Origin of the sequence: Sphingobacterium wenxiniae (genome assembly GCF_900116225.1) — a bacterium.
GTDB lineage: Bacteria > Bacteroidota > Bacteroidia > Sphingobacteriales > Sphingobacteriaceae > Sphingobacterium > Sphingobacterium wenxiniae.
The window spans coordinates 291,718-313,999 of the sequence record NZ_FOZZ01000003.1 but is presented as its reverse complement, the minus strand read 5'-3'; the positions used below and the strand labels follow the sequence as shown (position 1 = coordinate 313,999).

General features: G+C 41.6%; 21 protein-coding genes. 12 read left to right on the top strand and 9 right to left on the bottom strand.

What is annotated here, in order from left to right; translation table 11 throughout:
- Nucleotides 1-70: 70 nt before the first annotated feature.
- From miaE to rlmN, 4 genes are all read left to right on the top strand, one after another.
- Nucleotides 71-652 carry a MiaE family protein gene (gene miaE / locus BM375_RS06250; protein WP_093364505.1) on the top strand — a complete coding sequence of 194 codons (582 nt, stop codon included), beginning with the start codon at nucleotides 71-73 and terminating at the stop codon, nucleotides 650-652.
- Between the two features lie 72 nt (nucleotides 653-724).
- On the top strand, nucleotides 725-1,762 hold the full coding sequence (locus BM375_RS06245) for an LLM class flavin-dependent oxidoreductase (protein WP_317614814.1): 1,038 nt from the start codon (nucleotides 725-727) through the stop codon (nucleotides 1,760-1,762).
- An 80-nt stretch (nucleotides 1,763-1,842) separates the two neighbouring features.
- On the top strand, nucleotides 1,843-4,338 hold the full coding sequence (locus BM375_RS06240; RefSeq protein WP_093364503.1) for a M14 metallopeptidase family protein: 2,496 nt from the start codon (nucleotides 1,843-1,845) through the stop codon (nucleotides 4,336-4,338).
- 170 nt (nucleotides 4,339-4,508) lie between these two features.
- Complete coding sequence (gene rlmN / locus BM375_RS06235; protein ID WP_093364502.1) at nucleotides 4,509-5,570, top strand: dual-specificity RNA methyltransferase RlmN; 1,062 nt, start codon at nucleotides 4,509-4,511, stop codon at nucleotides 5,568-5,570.
- Between the two features lie 38 nt (nucleotides 5,571-5,608).
- Here the strand turns inward: rlmN and BM375_RS06230 are convergent, their stop codons facing one another.
- The 5 genes from BM375_RS06230 to BM375_RS06210 all read right to left on the bottom strand — a co-directional run bounded on the left by BM375_RS06230 (nucleotide 5,609) and on the right by BM375_RS06210 (nucleotide 10,298).
- Complete coding sequence (locus BM375_RS06230) at nucleotides 5,609-6,454, bottom strand: DUF2911 domain-containing protein (protein ID WP_093364500.1); 846 nt, start codon at nucleotides 6,452-6,454, stop codon at nucleotides 5,609-5,611.
- Nucleotides 6,455-6,540: 86 nt separating this feature from the next.
- Nucleotides 6,541-7,827 carry a sugar MFS transporter gene (locus BM375_RS06225; protein ID WP_244525838.1) on the bottom strand — a complete coding sequence of 429 codons (1,287 nt, stop codon included), beginning with the start codon at nucleotides 7,825-7,827 and terminating at the stop codon, nucleotides 6,541-6,543.
- A gap of 291 nt (nucleotides 7,828-8,118) precedes the next feature.
- Nucleotides 8,119-8,556, bottom strand: a complete 438-nt coding sequence (locus BM375_RS06220; RefSeq protein ID WP_093364499.1) for a hotdog fold thioesterase — start codon at nucleotides 8,554-8,556, stop codon at nucleotides 8,119-8,121.
- The gene (locus tag BM375_RS06215; protein ID WP_093364497.1) at nucleotides 8,534-9,070 is read right to left on the bottom strand and encodes a DinB family protein; all 537 of its coding nucleotides are present in this window, start codon (nucleotides 9,068-9,070) and stop codon (nucleotides 8,534-8,536) included. The genes BM375_RS06220 and BM375_RS06215 overlap by 23 nt, the downstream gene beginning before the upstream one ends.
- Entirely contained in the window at nucleotides 9,051-10,298 is a 1,248-nt protein-coding gene (locus tag BM375_RS06210) for a sensor histidine kinase (RefSeq protein WP_093364496.1), read from the bottom strand. Before BM375_RS06210 ends, BM375_RS06215 begins: the two co-directional genes overlap by 20 nt.
- Before the next feature lie 307 nt (nucleotides 10,299-10,605).
- Here BM375_RS06210 and BM375_RS06205 point away from each other — a divergent pair, with 307 nt between their 5' ends.
- The 4 genes from BM375_RS06205 to BM375_RS06190 all read left to right on the top strand — a co-directional run bounded on the left by BM375_RS06205 (nucleotide 10,606) and on the right by BM375_RS06190 (nucleotide 13,736).
- Entirely contained in the window at nucleotides 10,606-11,184 is a 579-nt protein-coding gene (locus BM375_RS06205) for a LemA family protein (RefSeq protein ID WP_093364494.1), read from the top strand.
- A gap of 85 nt (nucleotides 11,185-11,269) precedes the next feature.
- On the top strand, nucleotides 11,270-11,704 hold the full coding sequence (locus tag BM375_RS06200; protein ID WP_093364493.1) for a TPM domain-containing protein: 435 nt from the start codon (nucleotides 11,270-11,272) through the stop codon (nucleotides 11,702-11,704).
- Nucleotides 11,705-11,721: 17 nt separating this feature from the next.
- On the top strand, nucleotides 11,722-12,522 hold the full coding sequence (locus BM375_RS06195; RefSeq protein ID WP_170852601.1) for a TPM domain-containing protein: 801 nt from the start codon (nucleotides 11,722-11,724) through the stop codon (nucleotides 12,520-12,522).
- A 77-nt stretch (nucleotides 12,523-12,599) separates the two neighbouring features.
- Nucleotides 12,600-13,736 carry a TlpA disulfide reductase family protein gene (locus BM375_RS06190; protein WP_093364490.1) on the top strand — a complete coding sequence of 379 codons (1,137 nt, stop codon included), beginning with the start codon at nucleotides 12,600-12,602 and terminating at the stop codon, nucleotides 13,734-13,736.
- Between the two features lie 34 nt (nucleotides 13,737-13,770).
- Here BM375_RS06190 and pfkA read toward each other — a convergent pair whose 3' ends face one another.
- The 4 genes from pfkA to BM375_RS06170 form a co-directional block, all read right to left on the bottom strand.
- Complete coding sequence (gene pfkA, locus BM375_RS06185) at nucleotides 13,771-14,745, bottom strand: 6-phosphofructokinase (protein ID WP_093364488.1); 975 nt, start codon at nucleotides 14,743-14,745, stop codon at nucleotides 13,771-13,773.
- 380 nt (nucleotides 14,746-15,125) lie between these two features.
- Nucleotides 15,126-16,832, bottom strand: coding sequence for a protein-disulfide reductase DsbD family protein (locus BM375_RS06180; protein ID WP_093364487.1), 1,707 nt, complete (start codon nucleotides 16,830-16,832; stop codon nucleotides 15,126-15,128).
- Between the two features lie 77 nt (nucleotides 16,833-16,909).
- Nucleotides 16,910-17,362, bottom strand: coding sequence for a protein-disulfide reductase DsbD domain-containing protein (locus BM375_RS06175; RefSeq protein WP_093364485.1), 453 nt, complete (start codon nucleotides 17,360-17,362; stop codon nucleotides 16,910-16,912).
- Between the two features lie 134 nt (nucleotides 17,363-17,496).
- Nucleotides 17,497-18,267, bottom strand: a complete 771-nt coding sequence (locus BM375_RS06170; protein ID WP_170852600.1) for a biotin--[acetyl-CoA-carboxylase] ligase — start codon at nucleotides 18,265-18,267, stop codon at nucleotides 17,497-17,499.
- 50 nt (nucleotides 18,268-18,317) lie between these two features.
- Between BM375_RS06170 and rsfS the strand changes: the two genes are divergently transcribed.
- The 4 genes from rsfS to BM375_RS06150 are packed head-to-tail and all read left to right on the top strand — an operon-like array spanning nucleotide 18,318 to nucleotide 22,152.
- Nucleotides 18,318-18,692, top strand: a complete 375-nt coding sequence (gene rsfS / locus BM375_RS06165; RefSeq protein WP_093364482.1) for a ribosome silencing factor — start codon at nucleotides 18,318-18,320, stop codon at nucleotides 18,690-18,692.
- Nucleotides 18,693-18,730: 38 nt separating this feature from the next.
- Nucleotides 18,731-20,803, top strand: a complete 2,073-nt coding sequence (gene ftsH, locus BM375_RS06160; protein ID WP_093364480.1) for an ATP-dependent zinc metalloprotease FtsH — start codon at nucleotides 18,731-18,733, stop codon at nucleotides 20,801-20,803.
- 53 nt (nucleotides 20,804-20,856) lie between these two features.
- Nucleotides 20,857-21,504 carry a LutC/YkgG family protein gene (locus tag BM375_RS06155; RefSeq protein WP_093364479.1) on the top strand — a complete coding sequence of 216 codons (648 nt, stop codon included), beginning with the start codon at nucleotides 20,857-20,859 and terminating at the stop codon, nucleotides 21,502-21,504.
- Between the two features lie 15 nt (nucleotides 21,505-21,519).
- Entirely contained in the window at nucleotides 21,520-22,152 is a 633-nt protein-coding gene (locus BM375_RS06150; protein ID WP_093364477.1) for a rhomboid family intramembrane serine protease, read from the top strand.
- Nucleotides 22,153-22,282: the final 130 nt, after the last annotated feature.

Genomic DNA, 22,282 nt, shown 5'->3' with positions numbered 1-22,282 from the left:
TGAGGCGCCTTCCTATGGGAGGCGCTTCGCTTTTATTTCGTAGCTTTGTCTTATTTAATTACGTACAGTTATGCTTGGATTGAAACTATTGACAGACCCTCGTTGGGCCAATATTGCAGAGGGAAATTTGGAAGAAATCTTAACCGATCATGCTTGGTGTGAGCAAAAGGCGGCGTCCAATGCCATTACTTTAATTACGCAGAATCCAGAATTGGAAGATTTGGTTCATGAACTGACTGCAATTGCTATTGAGGAGATGGAACATTTCAAAATGGTTATCGAAATCATCAAAGAGCGAGGCTATACATTAGGGCGTGAGCGTAAAGATGATTATGTAGGTCAATTGATGAAATTTTCCAAAAAAGATGGTTCGCGTAATCAAGCCTTTATCGACCGCTTACTTTTTGCAGCGATGATTGAAGCCCGTAGCTGTGAGCGTTTTCGGGTATTGTCCAAAAATATCAAGGATGAAAAGCTGGCGAAATTCTATTATGACCTGATGGTATCCGAGGCTAATCATTATACCACATTCCTGAACTTTGCACGAAAATATGCAACAGATGTAGATGTGGACAAACGTTGGCAGGAGTGGTTAGACTTTGAAGGTGAACTTATCCAAAGCTACGGGAAGAAAGAATATATTCACGGTTAAGCATTTCTTGATGTATATCAATGCACAGGTCTAATAGACCGGCTACCTTTGTCTCAGAAAGGAAAAAATAGTATGATTGAATTAGGCGTAGGTATGTTCGGGGATCTACAGATTAATCCCACAACAGGAAAGATACAGCCAGCTGCACAGCGGATGCACGAGATTATCGAAGAGGTGAAGCTAATGGATGAAGTAGGCTTAGATTTCTTTGGTATGGGAGAACATCATCGAGAGGATTATGCTGTTGCTTCGCCCGAAATTGTTTTGGCAGCCGCAGCTACGGTGACCAAACATATTAAGTTGGGATCCGCGGTATCTGTGCTCAGCTCAGCAGATCCTGTTAAGTTGTTTCAAGATTTTTCAACTGTTGATCTGATCTCTGACGGACGTGCGGAAATCATGGCGGGACGAGGATCTTTCATCGAGTCTTTCCCTTTGTTTGGATATGACTTGAAGGACTATGCGGATTTATTCGAGGAGAAGCTCGATTTATTGGTTCGTTTAAATAAACAAGATACGATTACCTGGTCAGGGAGATTCCGAAAACCGTTGATTAACCAACCCGTTTTTCCACTACCAAAACATAATAGTCTGCCTATATGGGTTGCTGTGGGAGGAACGACTTCTTCTGTTATTCGTGCAGGTAAAATGGGGTTGCCGGTTATGTTTGCCATTATCGGTGGGAATCCCGAAAACTTTCAGCCGTTGTTTGAGGTATATCGTCAGGCATGGGATGATAATGGGCATGATCCAGAAGATTTTCAAGTAGGTGTTCATATGCATGCTTTCTTTGGTGAAAATGGTCAAGAAGTGGCGGACAAGTACTACCCGATTTATGCTGGACAGATGAACAGAATCGGAGCTTCCAGAGGATGGCCCCCTTATCAACGGATGCAATACGACTTTGGTCGTTCTATGCATGGACATTTGATTGTAGGAGATGTAAACCAATCGATAGACAAGATATTACATATTATTGAGTTGTTCGGTCTGACCCGTTTTTCTGCACACATGGATGTGGGGAGTCCGGATCATAAAGACATGATGAAAGCTGTCGAACTTTATGGAACAAAGATCGCTCCCAAGGTTAGAGAAGCGTTGAATAAATAAAGAAATGGGGCAAGTACACTTGCCCCATTTCTTTATTTATTCATAAAAAGTCTTATCTTGCGCTTACTAATCTAAACTTCATGAAACAGTTATTTAGTATCGCTTTTTTCTTCCTATTCAGTCTTTCGTGGGCACAAGTAAAGTCTCCCGAAGAATACTTAGGTCATCAAGTCGGTGCCAAGATTACACCACACTGGAAACTTCTGGAATACTACAAATATGTAGCAAGTCAAGTTCCTGACAAGATCAAGTTTGAGCAATACGGTACCTCGGTGGAGGGAAGACCTCTCTATGCATTCTTCATTTCCTCGGAGAAGAACATTGCTCGATTGGAAGAAATACGTTTGAACAATCTGCGATTGGCAAAATTGACCGAAGGCGATCCAACTTTATCAGATATGCCTGCCATTGTCTGGATGAGTAATAACGTTCATGGTAATGAAACCTCTTCGGCGGAAGCATCCATGATGACATTATACCAATTGGTTAATCCCAATAACGCAAAAACAAAAGCAGCATTGGCTAATACCCTGATCGTCATCGATCCTTGCCTAAACCCAGATGGTACAGAGCGCTATAACAATTGGCAGAATGGTGTTTTGGGTACACAGTTCTATCCAGACCTGTATGCACGAGAACATCAGGAACCTTGGCCGGGGGGAAGGATAAACCATTATTATTTTGATCTGAACAGGGATTGGGCATGGCAAACGCAAGTCGAAAGTGAACAGCGTCTAGCACTTTACAATAAATGGTTGCCACATATCCATGTGGATTTTCACGAGCAAGGCGTAAATTCTCCTTATTATTTTCCTCCGGCAGCCGAGCCATTTCATGAAGTGATTACCCCTTGGCAACGGGAGTTTCAGGGAACAATCGGAAAACACAATGCCCAATATTTTGACCAACAAGGCTGGTTATATTTTACGAAGGAACGTTTTGATCTGTTTTATCCTTCTTACGGTGATACTTATCCCATCTATTCCGGTGCTATCGGAATGACTTATGAAAAAGCAGGAAATGGTTCTGCCGGATTGGGGATTTATACCAGCGATAAGGATACGCTGACTTTAGTGGATCGTGCTTTGCAGCATCATGCCTCTGGCTTGAATGTTGTAGAGGTCGTGTCTGGTCATGCAGATAAAGTGGTGGCAGAATTTAAAAAATTCCATACAGATGCTGTGGAGGGGCGACTTTCCTCTTACCACAGCTATATTTTGAAGTACGAGCCTAAACATGAACTCAAAATCAGGGCATTGCTACAACTGTTAGATAAGAATAAGATACAGTATTATAGTGCCTCTGGAGCAGTGAAAGGACTTGACTATTTCAGTAAGAGAAATGAAAGTTATACCATAAAGAACAGAGACGTAGTCATTCCTGGCAATCAATCTAAAGCAGCATTAGTAAGGGTTCTTTTTGAACCGGAAGCTAAGTTGACAGACTCCGTTACGTATGATATCACGGCTTGGTCGCTGCCGTATGTATACGGAGTTCCGGCTCTTGCCTCTACCGGTAAAGTTGCAAAATCAGCGGATTATAAACTGCCGACTGTCTCCAATACCGTTATCGATGGCTTCGGCTACGCTTTCAAATGGAATGGCTTTGCATCCGCACAGTTATTAGCAGCCCTATTGAAAGAGAAAGTAAGTGTTAAAACTTCTGAAATTGCCTTCAAGCTGAACGGTGAAGAATTTCCGAGCGGTTCGGTTATTTTGATGGCAGGCGCGAATAAAAATATTGATTTTAAGAAGATTGTCAAGCAGCAGGCTGATAAATTTGCTGTTACCCTACATCCTATAAATTCAGGCATTGTTGATGGTGCCAAGGATCTAGGAAGCTCGGACGTGAAATCGGTGAAAGCGCCAAAAGTCATGATGTTGGCAGGAGAAGAGCAGAGAGCGCTGAATGTAGGAGAAGTGTGGCATTATTTTGATCGACAGCTGGAATATCCTATTGTCTTGGTCAACCCGAAGAATATCAGTCGTGTGAAATGGGATGAGATAGATGTGTTTATCATGCCTACGGGAAACTATTCTTTTTTAAAAGAAAAAGCGCAGAGTGAGGCTTTCGCCAATTGGATTCGCGGAGGAGGCAAAGTAATCGCTATAGGCAATGCCGTAAATCAAGTATCTTCACAAGGTTGGAGTAATATCAAGGCTGTGAAGCAGGATTCGGTTGCTAAGGCTAAGGAATCTCCCTTAAGAGCTTATGCGGATAGAGAACGTGATGCGTTGAAGGAATACACTGCAGGAGCAATCTATAAAGTAGATTTTGACAAAACTCACCCCTTATTTTTTGGCACGGATAACTATTTCACGCTGAAAGAAAGCGCTAATCTTTTCCAATATTTCACCGATAATAAGGGTTGGAATGTGGGTTATATTAAAGAAAATTCCTTAATGAGTGGTTTCGTTGGGCAAAATCTCAGCAAACAAATGAAAAACGGTTTAGTGTTCGGTACGGAATCTGTTGGAGCAGGTACAGTGATTTATCTGGTAGATAATGTGCTGTTTCGAAACTTTTGGGAGAGCGGTAAATTGTTAATGGCAAATGCTGTTTTTTTAGTTAATTAAAAGAGAGAGGTTTTATTTCTACAAATAGTTTTGTCGCTCAAGCCCCCGAAAGCTTTCGGGGGCTTGAGCGACAAAACTATCTAATAAAATCCTCCATTGCTATTAATCATTAATCCCCTACCATTTTACCCCGCATATACCATTTGGTAAAATTACCGTATCTTTGCACTGTGGCTATACAAAGTAAATTGATTGATATCAGAAGTTTATCCTTAGAGAAGTTAAAGGATACGTTGACGCAGATGGGGGAGCAAGGTTTTCGTGCCAAGCAAATCTACGAATGGTTGTGGGTGAAATCCTGTACGGACTTTGACCAAATGAGTAACCTAAGCAAGGCTCTGCGTGAGAAACTGAAAGAACATTTTGTAATCCACGCAGTTCAGGTAAGGCAGTCGCAAATCAGTTCCGATAAAACCATCAAAAGCAGTTTCACCTTATATGATGGCAATGTCATTGAGGGCGTATTGATTCCTGCCCCTGAGCGGATGACGGCTTGTGTTAGTTCTCAAGTGGGGTGCAGTTTAACCTGTAAATTCTGTGCTACGGGTTATATGGATCGCAAACGCAACCTGAATGCTGATGAAATTTATGACCAAGTGGTACTTATCGCCAAGCAAGCAGAGGAACAGTACCAACAACCCTTGACCAATATTGTGTACATGGGTATGGGTGAACCTTTGTTGAATTACAGCAATATGCTGAAATCAGTGGAACGTATCACTGCTCCCGATGGATTGAATATGGCGGCGAAGCGTATCACCGTTTCTACAGCAGGTATTGCCAAGATGATAAAAAAGCTTGGGGACGATGAAGTGCGGTTCAATTTAGCCCTTTCCCTACATGCGGCAAATGACAAAAAGCGTAATGAGATTATGCCTATTAACGAGCAGAACTCATTGCAGGCTTTGGCGGAAGCACTAAAATATTTCTATGCCAAAACGAAGAGCCCGATTACATTTGAATATATCGTTTTTCATAATTTCAATGATGAGCTGGAAGATGCAAAAGAACTGGCTCGCTTCTGTAAGCATGTGCCTTGTAAGGTGAATATCATTGAGTATAACCCTATTGCTTTGGCGGATTTTGTGAATGCCGAAGCCGATAAAATCGATGAATTTGCAGCCTATTTGAAATCGCAAGGAATTATTACCAATGTGCGTCGTAGCCGTGGAAAGGATATTGATGCCGCTTGTGGACAATTGGCTATCAAAGAGAAAAACGAAGTTGTTTAAAAATGCATAACCATTTTTAAACAACTTCGTTACAAAAACTATTTAGATTCGTTAAGCACTTGCGTATTTAACTTCACATATTCGTCGTTATTAGCTGCTTTTGCTATAGCAACTCCTTCGGTTGCGGTTTTGATTGCTCCAGCTTTGTCGCCAGCTTTCAATTGGATGCGTGCTCTCCAATATTTGATATGTGGTGCTTGCGTATTGCCTTTGTCGGCTTCGTTTGCCCATTCTACTGCCTTATTGATATCTAAGTCGTTGTTGAAGTAATACTGTGCAGCCTGGAAGTAAGGTTTTTTCTCACCTTTCATGGCTTCTTCGATGCTAGCAATGATTTCTTTAGATTGATCGACAGCGATGGGGAAAGAGACTTTTGTGTTTTCCCATGTTAGCGTTAAATCTGCTCCTTTTGGATTGACATTTTCAAAAGCCATGGTAAAGGTTTCAACTTTATCGTTTAGTTTCTGCTGTTTCGCAGAAAAACGCAAGAAATCTTCCTCTTGTTTGTATTGATAAGCACCCCACTGCTGTACATTTTTGCTAAGGATAATGGTCCAATCGCCGTTTTGCGTAGGGATACTAAAAATACCATAGGTGCCTGCAGGAACTTTATTTCCAGCGATAGTTACCTCTTCTTCAAAAGTAATCGCAGGAATATTGTTGGCTCCTGTGCGCCATACCTCATTATAAGGGACTAAGCCACCGAAAACAACACGATTATTTGCATTAGGGCGTTGATAAACAAGTGATATGTTACGGATACCTACACCTTGCTCGATTTTGGTCGTGCTACTGGCAGGTGGAAGTTTTGCTTGCGCTTGTGCCTCTTGTAGGGACAAAAAGATTGCTCCGGCAGCGAATAGAGATAAAAAAGCTTTTTTCATATAGTCTGTTTTTTTTAATCAGCCTAAAGATAACAAGAATTTTGTAAAGAGAAAGGGCATCACGAAAGCGATGCCCTGTAAATATGTTAAGCTTTTTTCTGTCCGATCTTGTGACCCCAGGTTGCGAAGTATACAATGTATAGGTAAGCGGGTACCATTGTAACCAAGAATGCTGTCTGAAAGTTAACCTCTAAGTGGTCTTTGATGTAGCCGTACAGAGGAGGTAAGATAGCACCACCAGCTATACCCATAATCATAATAGCAGATCCGATTTTTGTGAAATTACCCAAACCTTTGATGCCAAGTGGGAAAATCGCTGGCCACATCAGTGAGTTTGCTAAGCCAAGTAATGCCACGAACCAAAAAGACGTTAAACCTGTCGTGACGACTGACAAGATGGTAAAAATGATACCGACTGATGTACAGATGCGTAATGCTGTTTGCTGTGATACAAATCTAGGAATGGTAACAATACCAATTAGGTAACCCACCAACATAAACCCTAATGTGAAAGCTGTAGCATTGTCTGTAAATACTTGTGGTACAGAACCCAACTCTCGGGCATAAGTTCCGATAATATCGCCAGCCATTACTTCAACACCTACACAACAAAAGATAGCGAAAGCGCCCAAGAATAAATGAGGATACTCAAACACAGATTTTTTAGATTTTTCTGCACTTGTTACTTCATCGTCTTCAGCATTTACCTCAGGAAGTTTTACAATAAACTTAAGAAGGATAGCAAAAATGAACAAAAATATAGCTAATGCGATGTAAGGCGTGTGTAATTGTTGTAGTAATTGATCAAGAATAGCTGTTTTTTCAACCTCTGAAGTTGCCGCTTCTAATTTAGCTTGTGAATCGTTAGCTCCTTTAAGAAGTAAGGATCCTAATACAATCGGAGCTATGATTCCAGCTGTTTTGTTGAAGACACCAGCTATAGAAATCCTTTGTGCAGCGCTATCTATTGGTCCAATGATACTCAAATAAGGATTCACAGCTGTTTGTAACAGTGCCATACCAGATCCTTGAACGAAAATAGCGGCTAAGAACAATAAGTAGCTGCTATTGTCTGCTGCTGGAATAAACAAGAGAGAGCCTAAGGCCAACATGACGATACTGGTTACTAAACCATTGTGAAATCCAATTTTTTTCAGAATCCAAGAACTTGGAATAGCCATAAAAAAGTAAGCGATATACGAAGCTGTCGTTACCAAGAATGCTTGTAAATCTGTTTCAAGATTGAATGCTTGTTTGGAAAAGGGTATTAATGACCCATTTGCCCAGGTTATGAACCCAAGAATAAAGAAAAAAGCACAACAGATTGCCATTGGCATAAAAGCTGTTTTTTTTGGTGTGTCGATACTATTCATTGATAAAAAGTTTATTTTAATTTGGTTGGTTGTCTGTTTTGGAAACCTTCCGTATTACAAGACTAATAAATTATATTGATAATAGGAAACGAAAAATATCAGGCAATCGGTTGCATATATTGTGAAAGGTAAGTCCTGTTGGTTTTGATTAGGGACAATCAGGAAAAACTTTAAAGTAGATAGGCTCCGTTGGGAAACGGAGCCTATCTATAACCTAAACCGTATTACAACATCCGATTAAAATGGAATGTCATTACTGTTAAGACAAAATAACAAGTAAAAAGTTCTTTTTTACCGGCTTTTTTTCTCGCGGATAGCCACAGTTAGTCGAGAAACACAGATCAGTTCTTCCTTTTCATTTCTGATCTTGATATCCCATACATGGCTGGTTTTGCCAATATGAAGAGCGGAACAGTAGGCAAATAAGGTGCCTTCTGCCACTGATTTGAGATGGTTGGCGTTCACTTCCATACCTACGCCTACAAAAAGAGCCGGATCAATGATAAGGTTGGACGCAACGCTGCCAACCGATTCAGCCAGAACGACTGAAGCTCCGCCATGCAAGATGCCAAATGGCTGCTTGACCCGATCCGTTATTGGCATCGTAGCGATGAGCATATTGTCTTCTACGGCTGTAGCTTTGATATCCAAGTAGCCTGTCATAAACTTCCCGAAGATAACATTGATTTCTTCGAGTGGATAATTCTTAAACCAGATATTGTTCGACATTTTCGTTGTTTAAATAGCGTTCTTTCAGAATAATGCGGTGATGTGTTAAGTGTCCGGCAATGACATATAAAAAAGCGCGGACAGTGACTAAACGTCCTGCAGCCATGCCTTTTCGGGCCAACTCCGCTTCGTTCCAAGTTTCGAACAACGCTAAGTTGCCTCGACGCAAATAAGTAAATTCGTCGGCAATACTTTCCAAAGAGCGTTCATTATGGCGTGCATTCTGTACGTATGGATCCTGCTCGAAAGGAGCAAGCTCGGTCATGTCATTGCGCGAAAACCGCAATGCACGATAGGCCATAACCCGTTCGGTATCCAATATATGGCACAAAACCTCCTTGATTGTCCATTTTCCCGGAGCATAGGCATAAGAACCCATATCTTCAGAAATAGAACGTATAAATTCCGGGAAGATTTGTAGCTGCTCTTGCAGGTCTTCCATTACATCGCCTACTACATGATCGATATAGTCGGCGTAAACTGCTGGATATTCGTCAGACTTGAGTGGGTTCATAACGTAGATTGCTTTTAAGTATTATTCTAAATGTTGTTCCTTTTCCTATCTCCGATTCTTTGATGAAGATCTGTCCTTGGTGATAATTTACCATGCGCTTGGTCAAACTAAGTCCTAAGCCCCATCCACGTTTGCGCGTGGTGAATCCGGGCTGGAATACAGAATCAAAATTTGATTTGGGTATTCCCTTTCCCGTATCGCTAATGTCTATAAAAATTTCTTCTTTTGCAATGTTATCGATGATGTTGATAGAAATTTTTCCTTCAGATTCTATTGCATTGACCGCATTTTTTAATAAATTTTCGATAATCCAATCAAATAAGGGGATATTCAGCTTGGCTTCTATCGTACGGTCTCCCTGTAGCTCAAATGTGATTTTATCACTTGTCCGGACTTTAAAATAATTCACAAAATCTAAAATAACATTATAGACGATGTGATTGGTCAATGTCGGCGTAGAGCCTATTTTGGAAAAGCGATCCGCAACAATTTCCAATCGCTTTACATCCCGTTCCATCTCGTTTAGGATATTATCGTCCTCTGCATCAAATTTCATACGAACCAATTCCAACCAACCCATCAGGGAAGAAATTGGCGTACCCAACTGGTGAGCTGCTTCCTTGGCCATCCCCACCCACACCAAGTTCTGTTCCGATTTTCGGATAGAGTTGAAAACAGAATAAGCTATGGCAAGAAAAACAGCTATCAGGGACAGTTGTATGTAAGGAAACACACGCAATTGGCGTAGTGCATCAGAATCCTTATAATAGACAGACCAAGTCTCGTTATTATCCAACAGGAGGTCAATAGGCGGGTGACTCCGCTTCATTTCAGCCAGTTGTTTCTCAAAATAAGTAGGATCGTACTGCAAAGCCTGTTGTGTGGAGTCGCCACCATGTTCCTTGATGTTGGTTTTGGTGCTGTCCAACCCGCGCCAAAAGATAATATTCCCCTGTGCATCGGTGATGATGGCAGGAATAGACAGACTATCACGCACTGCATATACAAAACTGATAAACTGATCGTCCACATCCGGCATGGAAAGAATACTACGCGTGCTCATAGCCCATACCTCTGCTTTAGTACGTTCAGACAGGGATAAATTCTTGACCAGATAGTTGGTATACAATAACGAAGCAGCGGCTATAAGAGCCGCAAAGAGCAAGAGGAAAACTTTCCATCGCTGTTTGGTGTTGTATTGGAATAAATTGTCCTTATGCACTGTCATTCCCCGAAAATAGGTATTTTTATTTTAAAGTTACGGTGGTAAATGAAGTTATAGAGGGGATAGAAGTTTTTTAACAGCACAAGCCAAATTAAGAACAACAAACCTTATAGGTTTGAATTTCCGATTTGAATAATATTTAAATGGGTTCGTATAAAAAATAAATCTCCGTTTTTAAGATAGCTTATCATTCAAGATAAGGCAGAGAGCGAGATATATGGATTTCTTCCATCAGATAACTGTATGTGGTTTCTTTGTCATCTTAGAACAATTTAGTATTTTTATAAAAAATTGATTAAAAATAGTATACATGAAAAGATTATTGATTGCTTTTGTTGGTTTGTTCACCGCGTTGTCTTTCAGCTCGTGTGGATACAATACCATGGTGTCTAAAGACGAAAATGTCAAAGGGAAATGGGCACAGGTAGAAAATGCTTATCAACGTCGCGCGGATCTTATCCCGAACTTAGTGAATACCGTGAAAGGTGCAGCTCAACATGAGGAAAATACATTGACAGCTGTCGTAGAAGCACGTGCAAAAGCGACCTCCGTTACAGTGGATCCATCGAATCTGTCGGAAGAAGCGATTGCCAACTATCAGCAGACACAAGATGCGCTTTCGCAATCTATCGGTCGTTTGTTGGTGAGTGTAGAGGCTTATCCGGATTTGAAAGCAAACTCCAACTTTCAGGAGCTTCAAGCGCAACTTGAAGGTACAGAAAACCGTATCTCTGTCGAGCGTAGAGCATATAATGAAGCTGTGCAGGATTATAACACTACAGTAAGAAGCTTCCCGAACAATATTATGGCAGGGATTTTTGGTTTCAAGGCTAAGGGAACGTTTAAGGCTGCAGAAGGAGCAGATAAAGCACCTACTGTATCGTTTTAATACGCGATAACAAGGATTAGTTTTTTAGCCCATGGTTTCCCTTGGGCTAAAAGTCTTTATATGGAAAACATACAATAGTAAACGGATGGATATTTTATCGGTTGAAGATCAGGAGCGGGTCGTAAATGCAATCAGTGTTGCTGAGAGTAAAACCTCAGGTGAGGTACGTTTGGTCGTGGAGCGTTCGTTGAAAGAACCTTCTGCATTGGATGCTGCCATCAAATTTTTCAAAAAACTGGAAATGGATCGTACATCGTTGAGAAATGGTGTTTTGATTTATCTGGCTGTAGATGACCATGCTTTTTCCATTATTGGGGATAAGGGAATCAACGAAAAAGTTGCCGAGAATTTTTGGGAAGCAACAAAAGAGCAAATGGTGTCCTTTTTTGTGAAAGGAGAACTTACAGAAGGATTGATTGCAGGGATAACGCATGCAGGAGAACAGCTACAGGCATTCTTTCCGCGTCGCGTGGATGACATCAATGAGCTTCCGAACGATATCTACTTCGGGAACCGATAATGAGAAGGTGAATGGATATGAATAATCTACTGAGGAGAATCATCTATATATGGACGATAGGGCTTGTTATGCTGACAAGCACGTTGGTCTATGCACAGAACTTGCCAGAAGCTCCGAACCATTTGGTAAGCGACTATACGGGCACATTGAGCCGAGCGGAAATCAACGCTTTGGAACGGAAATTGTTGGATTTTGAAGACTCTACGTCTACACAGATTGCCGTGGTGCTTGTACCCACAACTGATGGCTATGATGTCGCAGATTATACGGTTCGACTGGCAAAAAAATGGGGAGTAGGGGGAAAGAAATACAATAATGGGATAGTACTTCTGGCGGCTATTCAAGATAGGGCTGTAACAATTCAGACCGGCTATGGTATGGAAGGTGCACTGCCCGATGTGATTGCTTATCGAATTATCCAAAATGAGATCAAGCCCTACTTTCGTCAAGAAAACTATTACCGCGGACTGGACAAGGCAACAGATGCCATCATCGCCTATACGAAAGGTGAATATAAAGCAGATCCGAAAAAAGAAGGTGAAGGAGGGGGCATTCCGATTATCTTTATCATTATAATCATCTTTGTCATCATCTCGCTGATATCGCGAAATGGCGGTGGCGGTGGTGGAAATGTGATGTCGGGCAAAGGCTCATCGGATATCTTTTGGTGGACTTTATTGAATAGTTTGGGCAAAGGAGGTTCTGGTGGAGGAGGTAGCGGCTTCGGTGGTGGTGGATTTGGTGGTGGCTCTGGAGGCGGTTTCGGAGGTTTTGGCGGCGGCGGCTTCGGTGGCGGCGGTGCCAGTGGAAGATGGTAACAGGGATAAGTAGTATGAGTATTGTGGGTATTGCGTATTGAGATTTTTAAAGAAGAATAATAGAAACAAGAGAATATATGAAAAAAGGAATAGTAACGGTATTGGGAGCACTTCCCGTACTACTGTTTGCTCAGGAAGATTTTACTTTAAAGGGTAAGATTGGGCAAACCCAACCCGAGGCAAAGATTTTCATCCAATATAATGACAAAGGGCAAAATATACTGGATTCAGCAAAAGTAAATAATGGTGAGTTCAAGTATCAAGGGTCAGTTTCGGCTCCTGTTAAGGCTTTCTTAGCGCTCTCTGAAGAAGGAAAATCCATGCAGGAATTACAACAAGGCGGAGCAATGCCACAAACAAATATGGTTTACCTGTCTAAAGGTGTTATCAAAGTAGAAGGACAAAACCTTGAATCTGCATCGGTGAGTGGTAACCGTATCAATGATGATTTTGCGGTATATCAGAAAGAAATCAGTTTTGTACGTGAAGGATTTGCAGCGCTGAATGAAGAATTCATGGCAGCCTCGGAAGAACAAAAGAAAAGTGAGGAATTTATCGGTGGGCTGCAAGAGCGAGCTGCTGCGATTTATGAGAAACAGAACGAAATAAATAAAGCGTATGTTGAAAATAACAAAGATAGTTATGTTTCCTTGACGATATTGGATGAGTTGATTTCGCCGGAGAATGTTATTGATTTTGTCAAACCGGCCTTTGCATCGCTGTCTACAGATTTAAAAAACAGTACATTGGGCAAAAGTTTGGAAGATAAAATGACCAAAATGGGGAAATTGGCGGTGGGAGCTGTAGCGCCAGATTTTACTTTGCCTGATACGGCAGGTAATGAACTATCTCTGTCTTCGTTGCGAGGAAAATATGTCTTGGTAGACTTCTGGGCAAGTTGGTGTGGGCCATGTCGCCATGAAAACCCGGTTGTAGTTGCTGCTTACAATAAGTTTAAAGACAAAAACTTTACCGTATTGGGTGTTTCTCTGGACCGTCCGGGAAGGAAAGACGATTGGTTAAAAGCTATTGAGGCAGATAAACTGGAACAATGGCCACATGTATCTGACTTGAAGTTCTGGAACTCTATCGTAGTAGAACTTTACGCTATCCGTGGTATTCCGCAAAATTACCTGATCGATCCGGAAGGTAAAATTGTGGCTTCAAATCTGAGAGGTGAAGCGTTAGAGGCTAAGTTGGCCGAAGTATTATAAAAAATAAGGAGCTCTTAACGAGCTCCTTATTTTTTTATAATGACAATATCTCTACTATTCGGGTTAGGTTTTCATCAGCCTTGTTGATGTGCTTGATGGCTTTGCTGAACGGAGTAAACTGTACCTGCCCACAAATTAAGCCTGCCATTTCTCCTTTTCGGCCTTCTAACAAACCTTCTACAGCAGCAACCCCCAATCGGCTCGCTAATACACGATCCATGCAAGATGGCCTACCTCCACGTTGAATATGCCCTAGTATGGAGAGACGAACATCATAATGTGGGAAGCTTTCTTTGATCTTCTCAGCAACCACTTCACCACCTTCTTTATCGCCTTCAGCAACAATGATAATACGGGATGATTTATTTTTACGGGTTTTGTCCAAGCGCTTCATAATCGCATCATAATTGACCTCAAGCTCTGGAATCAATACAGCCTCTGCTCCAGTACTAATACCCGAACGAAGAGCAATTAACCCCGAGTCGCGCCCCATAACTTCGATGACAAAAACGCGGTCGTGGGACTCTGCTGTATCACGTATTTTATCCACAGCATCCACTACAGTATTGATCGCTGTATCGTAGCCAATGGTGAAGTCTGTTCCCGCAAGGTCATTGTCAATAGTTCCTGGCATCCCGATGATTGGAATATCGAACTCCTCAATAAATTTAGAAGCGCCGGTAAATGTTCCATCCCCACCGATAACCACCAACGCATCGATGTTTAAATTTTTTATGTTGTCGTAGGCTTTTTTACGACCTTCGTATGTTCTGAATTCTTCGCTTCTTGCTGTTTTGAGTATGGTTCCCCCACGTTGGATGATGTTGGCAACGGACTTAGCATCCATAGGGATGATTGTACCATTAACCAGACCGTCGTAGCCATGACGTATACCAAATACATTTAAATTGTGGTAGAGACCAGCACGCACGACAGCACGGATACCCGCGTTCATGCCCGGAGAGTCTCCCCCAGAAGTTAAAACTGCAATGTTTTTAATCGTATTCATTTTTTTAGATTGATTTTTCTTTTTTTAATCTATTAGAAATTGCTAAAAAGCGTAATAAATTGTCATCCCGCCAAAGTAGGGACAGGTTGTTGAGCTTGTCGAAACAAACAATTTATTAACTATCTGTACTTGTTATCCTTCCATCACCAGAGGCGACCGTGTCTCGGTTCTGGCGGGGAGTAACGGTAAAAATGTAGATTGCTTCGTCGTTATACTCCTCGCAATGACGCATTTTTACGTTTTTAGAATCCTTTTAGACAGCTTTCTATTTTTATATTCAATTTTGCCTATGTACGCAATAATCGTGCAGAAGATGTTCATCTGCCTAATTGGCGGACATATTTTACATAATGTTAATACACGTTAGCTATTCAATACTGTTATTTTTTGAATGCCTCGATTCCTCTTTGAAGGAAAGCGGCATAGCTATTTACGTTATAATCTGCTCCAGTGGGCGGTATCAATACATTCCCTTCCGGATCTACAATGACGTATAATGGCTGTGAATTACTATTGAACGCTGATGCTTGAAAATCACTGTTTTTATTGCCAATAGTGCGAATACGTTTGCCCGAATATTCGGAGACATATTGCTCCTCAGCAGCAAGTTCCGTGCGATCGTCTACGAACAGTTCGACCATAACAAATTCTTCTCGTAGAAGCGCTGCCACCTTAGGGTCAGTCCAGACATTTGCCTCCATCTTGCGACAGTTCACACAGTTCCAGCCTGTGAAATCAACAAGTACAGGCTTGTTCAGTTCTTTGGCAGCAGCCAGTCCTTCCTCATAATCATAGTAAGGATCAAATCCCTTCGGTGTTCCACGGTCGTGGAATATTTCATAGTATTTCTTTTTCTTACCTGTTGCCGATTGCGCTGGTGTAGAGGCAAAGTTTGCTACTGAAAGGTCAAAATCCTGCGTAGCAGAAGGCGGTAAGAAGGCAGAGATTGCTTTCAGAGGGGCTCCCCACATTCCGGGTATCATGTACATCACGAAGGAAAATACGATGATGGATAATATAGTGCGCGGAACCGATAGATGTGTCAGAGGACTGTCGTGTGCAAAGCTTATCTTACCGATTAAGTATAGCCCCATCATGCCAAAGATAACTATCCACAGTGCCAGGAACACTTCCCTGTCCAGCCAGTTCCAGTGGTATGCCAAATCGACATTGGACAGAAATTTAAGAGCTAAAGCAAGCTCCAAGAATCCCAATACAACTTTTACACTGTTAAGCCATCCGCCCGAACGGGGAAGGGATTTCAACATGGAAGGGAAGAACGCAAACAGTACAAAAGGAATAGCCAGCGCGATAGAAAATCCAAGCATCCCTACAGCAGGACCCAAACGCTCTCCTCTGGATGCGGCTTCTACCAATAACGTACCAATGATAGGCCCTGTACAGGAGAAGGAAACCAAAGCCAAGCTAAATGCCATAAAGAATAATCCAACGAATCCTCCTTTATCAGATTTTGCATCGATTTTGTTGACAAAGGAGCTTGGTAAAGTCAGCTCAAAAGCACCAAAGAAAGATGCCGCAAAAACCACCAATATCAAGAAGAACAAAAAGTTGAATATACCATTTGTGGAAAGGGCATTCAAAGCATCTGACCCAAAGGTAATCGTGATGAGCATTCCTAATGCAACATATATGACAATGATAAATAACCCGTAAAGTAGCGCCTGCGATACTCCTTTGGCTCTAGAGCCACCTCGTTTAGTGAAAAAGCTGACTGTCAACGGTACCATAGGGAATATACAAGGCATGATAAAGGCCGCGAAACCACCTAACAGTCCGGCGATGAAGACACCCCAAAGAGACTGTTTTTCCTCCTGCACATCGAAGGTTTTGCCTGATGTGTCCGTAGAGAGACTGTCTTGCGAAGCTTCTTCAGCTTCAGAACCATCGCTAAAGACCAAATCGTCCGGCACTTCCAACAAGGTGTCCGAACTTTCCGAGCCTGCGGATCCATCTGTAAATTCAACATCGTCAAACGATATCAAACTGTCTTGCTGTGCATAAGACGAGTGATATAATGGAAGCAATAAAATTTGTAGAGCTACAAAATACTTTAACAATAATCGCATAGCATATTTAGTAAGGGCGCTAAAATAAAAAAAAGGCAGTAAACTACTACCTTTTTCATGTCTTATATTCGTAAATACTACTTAATTGTGACGTTAAATGCATATTCGTCTGGTGGCAGACATCTTTGTGCATCACAAGCCATGAACGTAACCACCCCTTTTACGGTGGTTTGTGCCTTGTTCAGTTTTATTTTTTGTTGGAAAACAACCTCTTTCGTGTCGTAATAAGGCACGTTCATGTTGAAATCTTTCTCAAATTTTGACTTAGGTGCTGGAGCGGCTACTTTACCATTCAGCGTATAATCCTTTGAAGCTGTAAAATCAAAAGAAGTTGAAATAGGCCCGCCATCTGGTACGTTCAGTCCGTAGATATGCCATCCATTATCAACTATCGCTTTTATATACACAACTGCTTCGTTGTTGTTCAATTTCTTAGAAGCGACTTGCCATTTTACAGGGTTATAAATTTGTGCCATTGCTCCGCTTATGGTAAGGAGTATAGCCGCAATCAATAAACTAAATTTCTTCATTTTCGTTTTGTTTCTTTCGTTATTATGACTGTAATAAGGGAGAAAGGTTTAATCTCTTCCTGCCACGGAAAGCAAATTTAGGAAGATCATAGGGAGGAAACAAGTAATTTAAACCAAACCTTCATTTTACACACTTAAAGATGCCGGATCTCTTTCAGGTCAAAATCCTTAAACTCCCCATCTATAGTTACAACCAATTTTCCTTCGTGGTTAACTTTTTGTATAATGCCTGTGACTTCTTTGCCTTGAATGTAGAATGATGCAGAGACTCCTCTTCGGTAGAGCAGGTTATTATATAGTTGGAAGAGCGTATTGCTGTCTGAGAGTGAGTAAGTCTGATAGGTATATGCCAGTGTTTCCAATAACGATAGACAACATGACTCGATATCTTGAGGAGTTTGGTCGAGTGTTTCCAATAGTAAGGATGTTGCGCGTTGATGTAAGTCTTCAGGAAAATGGCGTTGGTTGATGTTGATGCCGATACCAATGATGGATGACTTGATTTTTAGGTTGGCTATTTGGTTTTCGATCAGCACCCCACAGATTTTCCGATCGTTGACGTAGATGTCGTTTGGCCATTTGATGCGCACGTTGTCCGTATATTGGCTTAGCCATTGCTGTATGGCGAGGCACACAATGATATTGAGGTTGAATGCTTGGCTTATCTGTAAGTCGGTGGGATATAGGAGCAGACTAAAGGTAAGTGCCTGTTGCGGTTCAACCAACCATGTGCTTCCGCGTTGCCCTTTGCCTTGTGTTTGGTGTTTTGCCATAATGGCAGTAAAGGCAGGTAGTGGCTTAATATTTGACAATAGATTTTTTAAATAATCATTTGTGGATGTTACTTCATCCAGAACAATTAAATTTTGTCTAAGGTAAAGTCCCGAAAATGTGTTATTTTGCAAAAGAAAAATGTTTTAAAGAGTAAATAACGTTCAAAACTACTGTTTTTTTAATGAGTAAAAATATAAAATCAGAATTGTCTACCAAGCTTGCGGAGATTGTGGTGTTGGGGATGCAGGAAAAGAAAGGAAATGATATCGTAAGGCTGGATATGCGGAATGTTAATGCTACTCTATCCGATTATTTTGTCATCTGTCATGCGGAATCCAACGTACAGGTCAATGCTATTGCAAAGAGTGTGGAAGACGAAGTCTATAAAGCTTTCGGGCAAGATCCTTGGCAAAAAGAAGGCCATGGAAACGGAGAGTGGGTGTTGTTGGATTTTGTAGATGTGGTTGTGCATATCTTCAAAACCGAGACAAGGCGACATTATGGCATAGAGGAGCTATGGGGAGATGCAGATGTTCAAACCTATCAAAGTGCTTAATTTTTGTAAATAATTGTAAGAAGATATAATAAATTGTAATGAAGAAAATCCCAAGTAAGAAAGTGACCCCAGTTCCGCCGCGGTTCAATATGATGTGGATTTGGATATTAATTATCCTTGGTTTCTTTGGGCTACAGTACTTTTTTAGTAGTGATTCAACCAAGGAGATTACCTACTCCAAATTTGAGAAAGAGATGTTGCTTCCGGGCGATGTGGAGAAATTGGTAGCGGTGAAGAGCAACGATTTGGTACAAGTCGAAGTATATATCAAAAAAGATCGGTTAGATGATGAGAAGTATAAGGAAGTGGCACCAAGTGCTAACTCTTTGCTGCTTTCTCCAGCTATAGGGCCACAATATGTATTTACTGAGCCTTCAGATGTTATCTTGAATGAAAAGTTGAAGGTTTCGCAAGAGAATTTACCCGATGATCGTGTGCGTATTGAACCACACTATGAAAACCGTTCCAATCCTTGGGCGGGGTGGTTTATTTCGTTCATGCTTCCATTGCTGATTATTGTCGGAATTTGGATTTTGTTGATGCGCCGTATGGGTGGAGGTGCTGGTGGAGGTGGTGGAGCCATCTTCAATATTGGTAAATCTAAAGCACAGCTTTTTGATAAAGAATCGCAGATTAACATCACGTTCAACGATGTAGCGGGTCTAGAAGAAGCGAAAACAGAAGTAATGGAAATCGTAGATTTCTTGAAAAACCCGAAAAAGTATACCGATTTGGGAGGTAAGATTCCGAAAGGAGCCTTATTGGTAGGCCCTCCAGGTACAGGTAAGACTTTGTTGGCAAAAGCCGTTGCTGGGGAAGCCCAGGTGCCGTTTTTCTCTTTGTCAGGTTCAGACTTTGTAGAAATGTTTGTCGGTGTCGGTGCTTCACGTGTACGGGACCTGTTCAAACAAGCCAAAGAAAAAGCGCCATGTATCATCTTTATTGATGAGATTGATGCTATCGGCCGCGCCAGAGGGAAAAATTCCATTATGGGTGGAAACGACGAGCGTGAAAATACCTTAAACCAGTTGTTGGTGGAGATGGATGGCTTTGGGACAAACGTTGGTGTCATCATCTTGGCGGCGACTAACCGTCTTGATGTGTTGGATTCAGCTTTGTTGAGACCAGGGCGTTTTGATAGACAGATTTCTATCGATAAACCAGATTTAATCGGTCGTGAGCATATCTTTAACGTGCATTTGAAGCCATTGAAATTGGCGGAAGAAGTAGATGCAAAAAAACTTTCTGCCCAAACACCGGGTTTTGCCGGAGCTGAAATTGCCAATGTTTGTAACGAGGCGGCTTTGATTGCAGCGCGTAAGAACAAACCGTCTATCAGCATGCAGGATTTTCAGGATGCCATTGACCGGGTGATTGGTGGTCTGGAAAAGAAAAATAAGATTATATCTCCGGAAGAGAAAAAAATCGTGGCATATCACGAAGCAGGACATGCTATTGCCGGTTGGTTCTTGGAAAATGCAGATCCATTGGTAAAGGTTTCCATTGTTCCGAGAGGAGTCGCAGCATTAGGTTATGCGCAGTATTTGCCGAAAGAGCAGTTCCTGTACACTACGGAGCAGCTGATGGACAGCATGTGTATGACCATGGGCGGACGTGTGGCAGAAGATATTACTTTCGGACGCATTAGTACCGGTGCGCAAAACGATTTGGAACGTATCACCAAGCTAGCCTATGCTATGGTTGCGGTATACGGTATGAATAACCGGGTCGGTAATGTATCGTTCCGTGATAGTTCAGGAGAGTCACAATTCCAAAAACCATATTCTGACCAGACAGCAGAGCTAATTGATGAAGAAGTTAGAACATTGATTTCAGCGGTTTATGATAGAACCAAAGAACTTCTTCTTGAAAAGCAAGATGGATTGATAAAAATTGCTGAGAAATTATTGGAAAAAGAAATTTTGTTCCAAAGTGATTTAGAAGAAATCTTGGGTAAGCGTCCGTTTGGTAATCGTACCACTTATGACGAGTTTGTAAATGGTGGAGCAGACGGTGGAGGTGTCCCACAAACTGATTTGCCGTTGAACCTTCCTCCGGAAAGCAGTAATAACGAGGTGGAATCCGAAGGTGGAAATATAGAAACTAAATAAATGCCTTTAGCCTCGGGATTAACTCGAGGCTAAAGTGTATTATATACGATTACATGAATATAAGGAATACGACAGCCAAAGAAAAGATGCTGAAAAAGATTCGTCACGCATTGTTGCAGAAGCGTGATAATCCGCATGCAGACTTTGAGGATTCTCCGTTATATAAAGACGAAGAGGAACCTTTGGATGTCACCTTTGCTCGGGAATTTACGCAGGTTGCTGGCAATTTTATCTATTGTGATGGTGAGATTGCGCTTATCGAAAATTTAATACTCTTAGCCGAAAAGCTTAAAATTACAAAGATTCACGCTTGGGAAAAGGGGGTGCAGCAACTGTTAGATCAATACGGTTTTCCGGTCTATACAACGTCCTATAATTTTGAGGCAGTGGATGCCAGTATCACAGCATGCGAAGCATTGATAGCAAGAAATGGAAGTATTCTACTATCGAATAGCAGCGAGGCTGGTCGACGTTTGAGTATCTACCCTCCGGTGCATATCGTGATCGCCAAGGCCTCCCAGCTTGTGATGGATATTAAACACGGACTTAATCGGGTAAAGGAAAGATATGGTGAAAACCTACCGACTATGTTAACCACCATTACAGGTCCCAGTCGAACCGCTGATATTGAGAAAATGCTCGTTTTGGGGGCACATGGGCCAAAGGAACTCTATGTGTTTCTGATAGAAGACCGTTTTTAATTTACGCTATAGCTCATGATTCAACAATACTTATACGCAACACCTGTTGCCTCCATTATCTTTGCATTAACCATTGGGTTTAGCTTATACCTCTTTTCTAATCCCCAGTATTACGGGAAGTATATGCTGCATCCTTATGGTATACATCGTGATAAATCCAAACTCTATACTGTTTTTACAAGCGGTCTGATTCATAAGGACTGGATGCATCTTATTTTTAATATGATGACCTTCTATTTTTTTGGATTCAGTCTTGAGACCATGTTTGTGCAGTTTAGTGGGCCAATGGGGCATTTTTGGTTTGCGTTGCTGTATATTCTTAGCCTAGTGTTGAGTGATATTCCTACAATTTTCCAGCAGAAGAACAATCCGGGTTATTATAGCTTAGGGGCATCAGGCGCTATATGCGCGATACTGTTTAGTTTTATTCTTTTCCAACCGAAGGCAACCCTTGGGCTGTTCATGGTGATACCTATGCCAGCTTACCTATTTGCATTACTGTTTTTAGGTTATTGTATTTGGGCATCCAAAAAAGCGCAGGATGGTATCAACCATGATGCACACTTGTTCGGGGCATTAGCTGGATTGGCCATTACACTTTTGCTTTATCCCTGGGCATTTCGCCATTTTATAGGGCAGTTTTTTTAGAATAAAAACGATGAGAGTGCCTAAGAAAGCTAAACATCATCGTCATTGCGAGGTAACGAAGTCCCGCCTGAGGCGGGAATGATGTCAAAAACGCAGATTGCCTGCCTGCGGTAGGCAGGCTTCCTCGCTA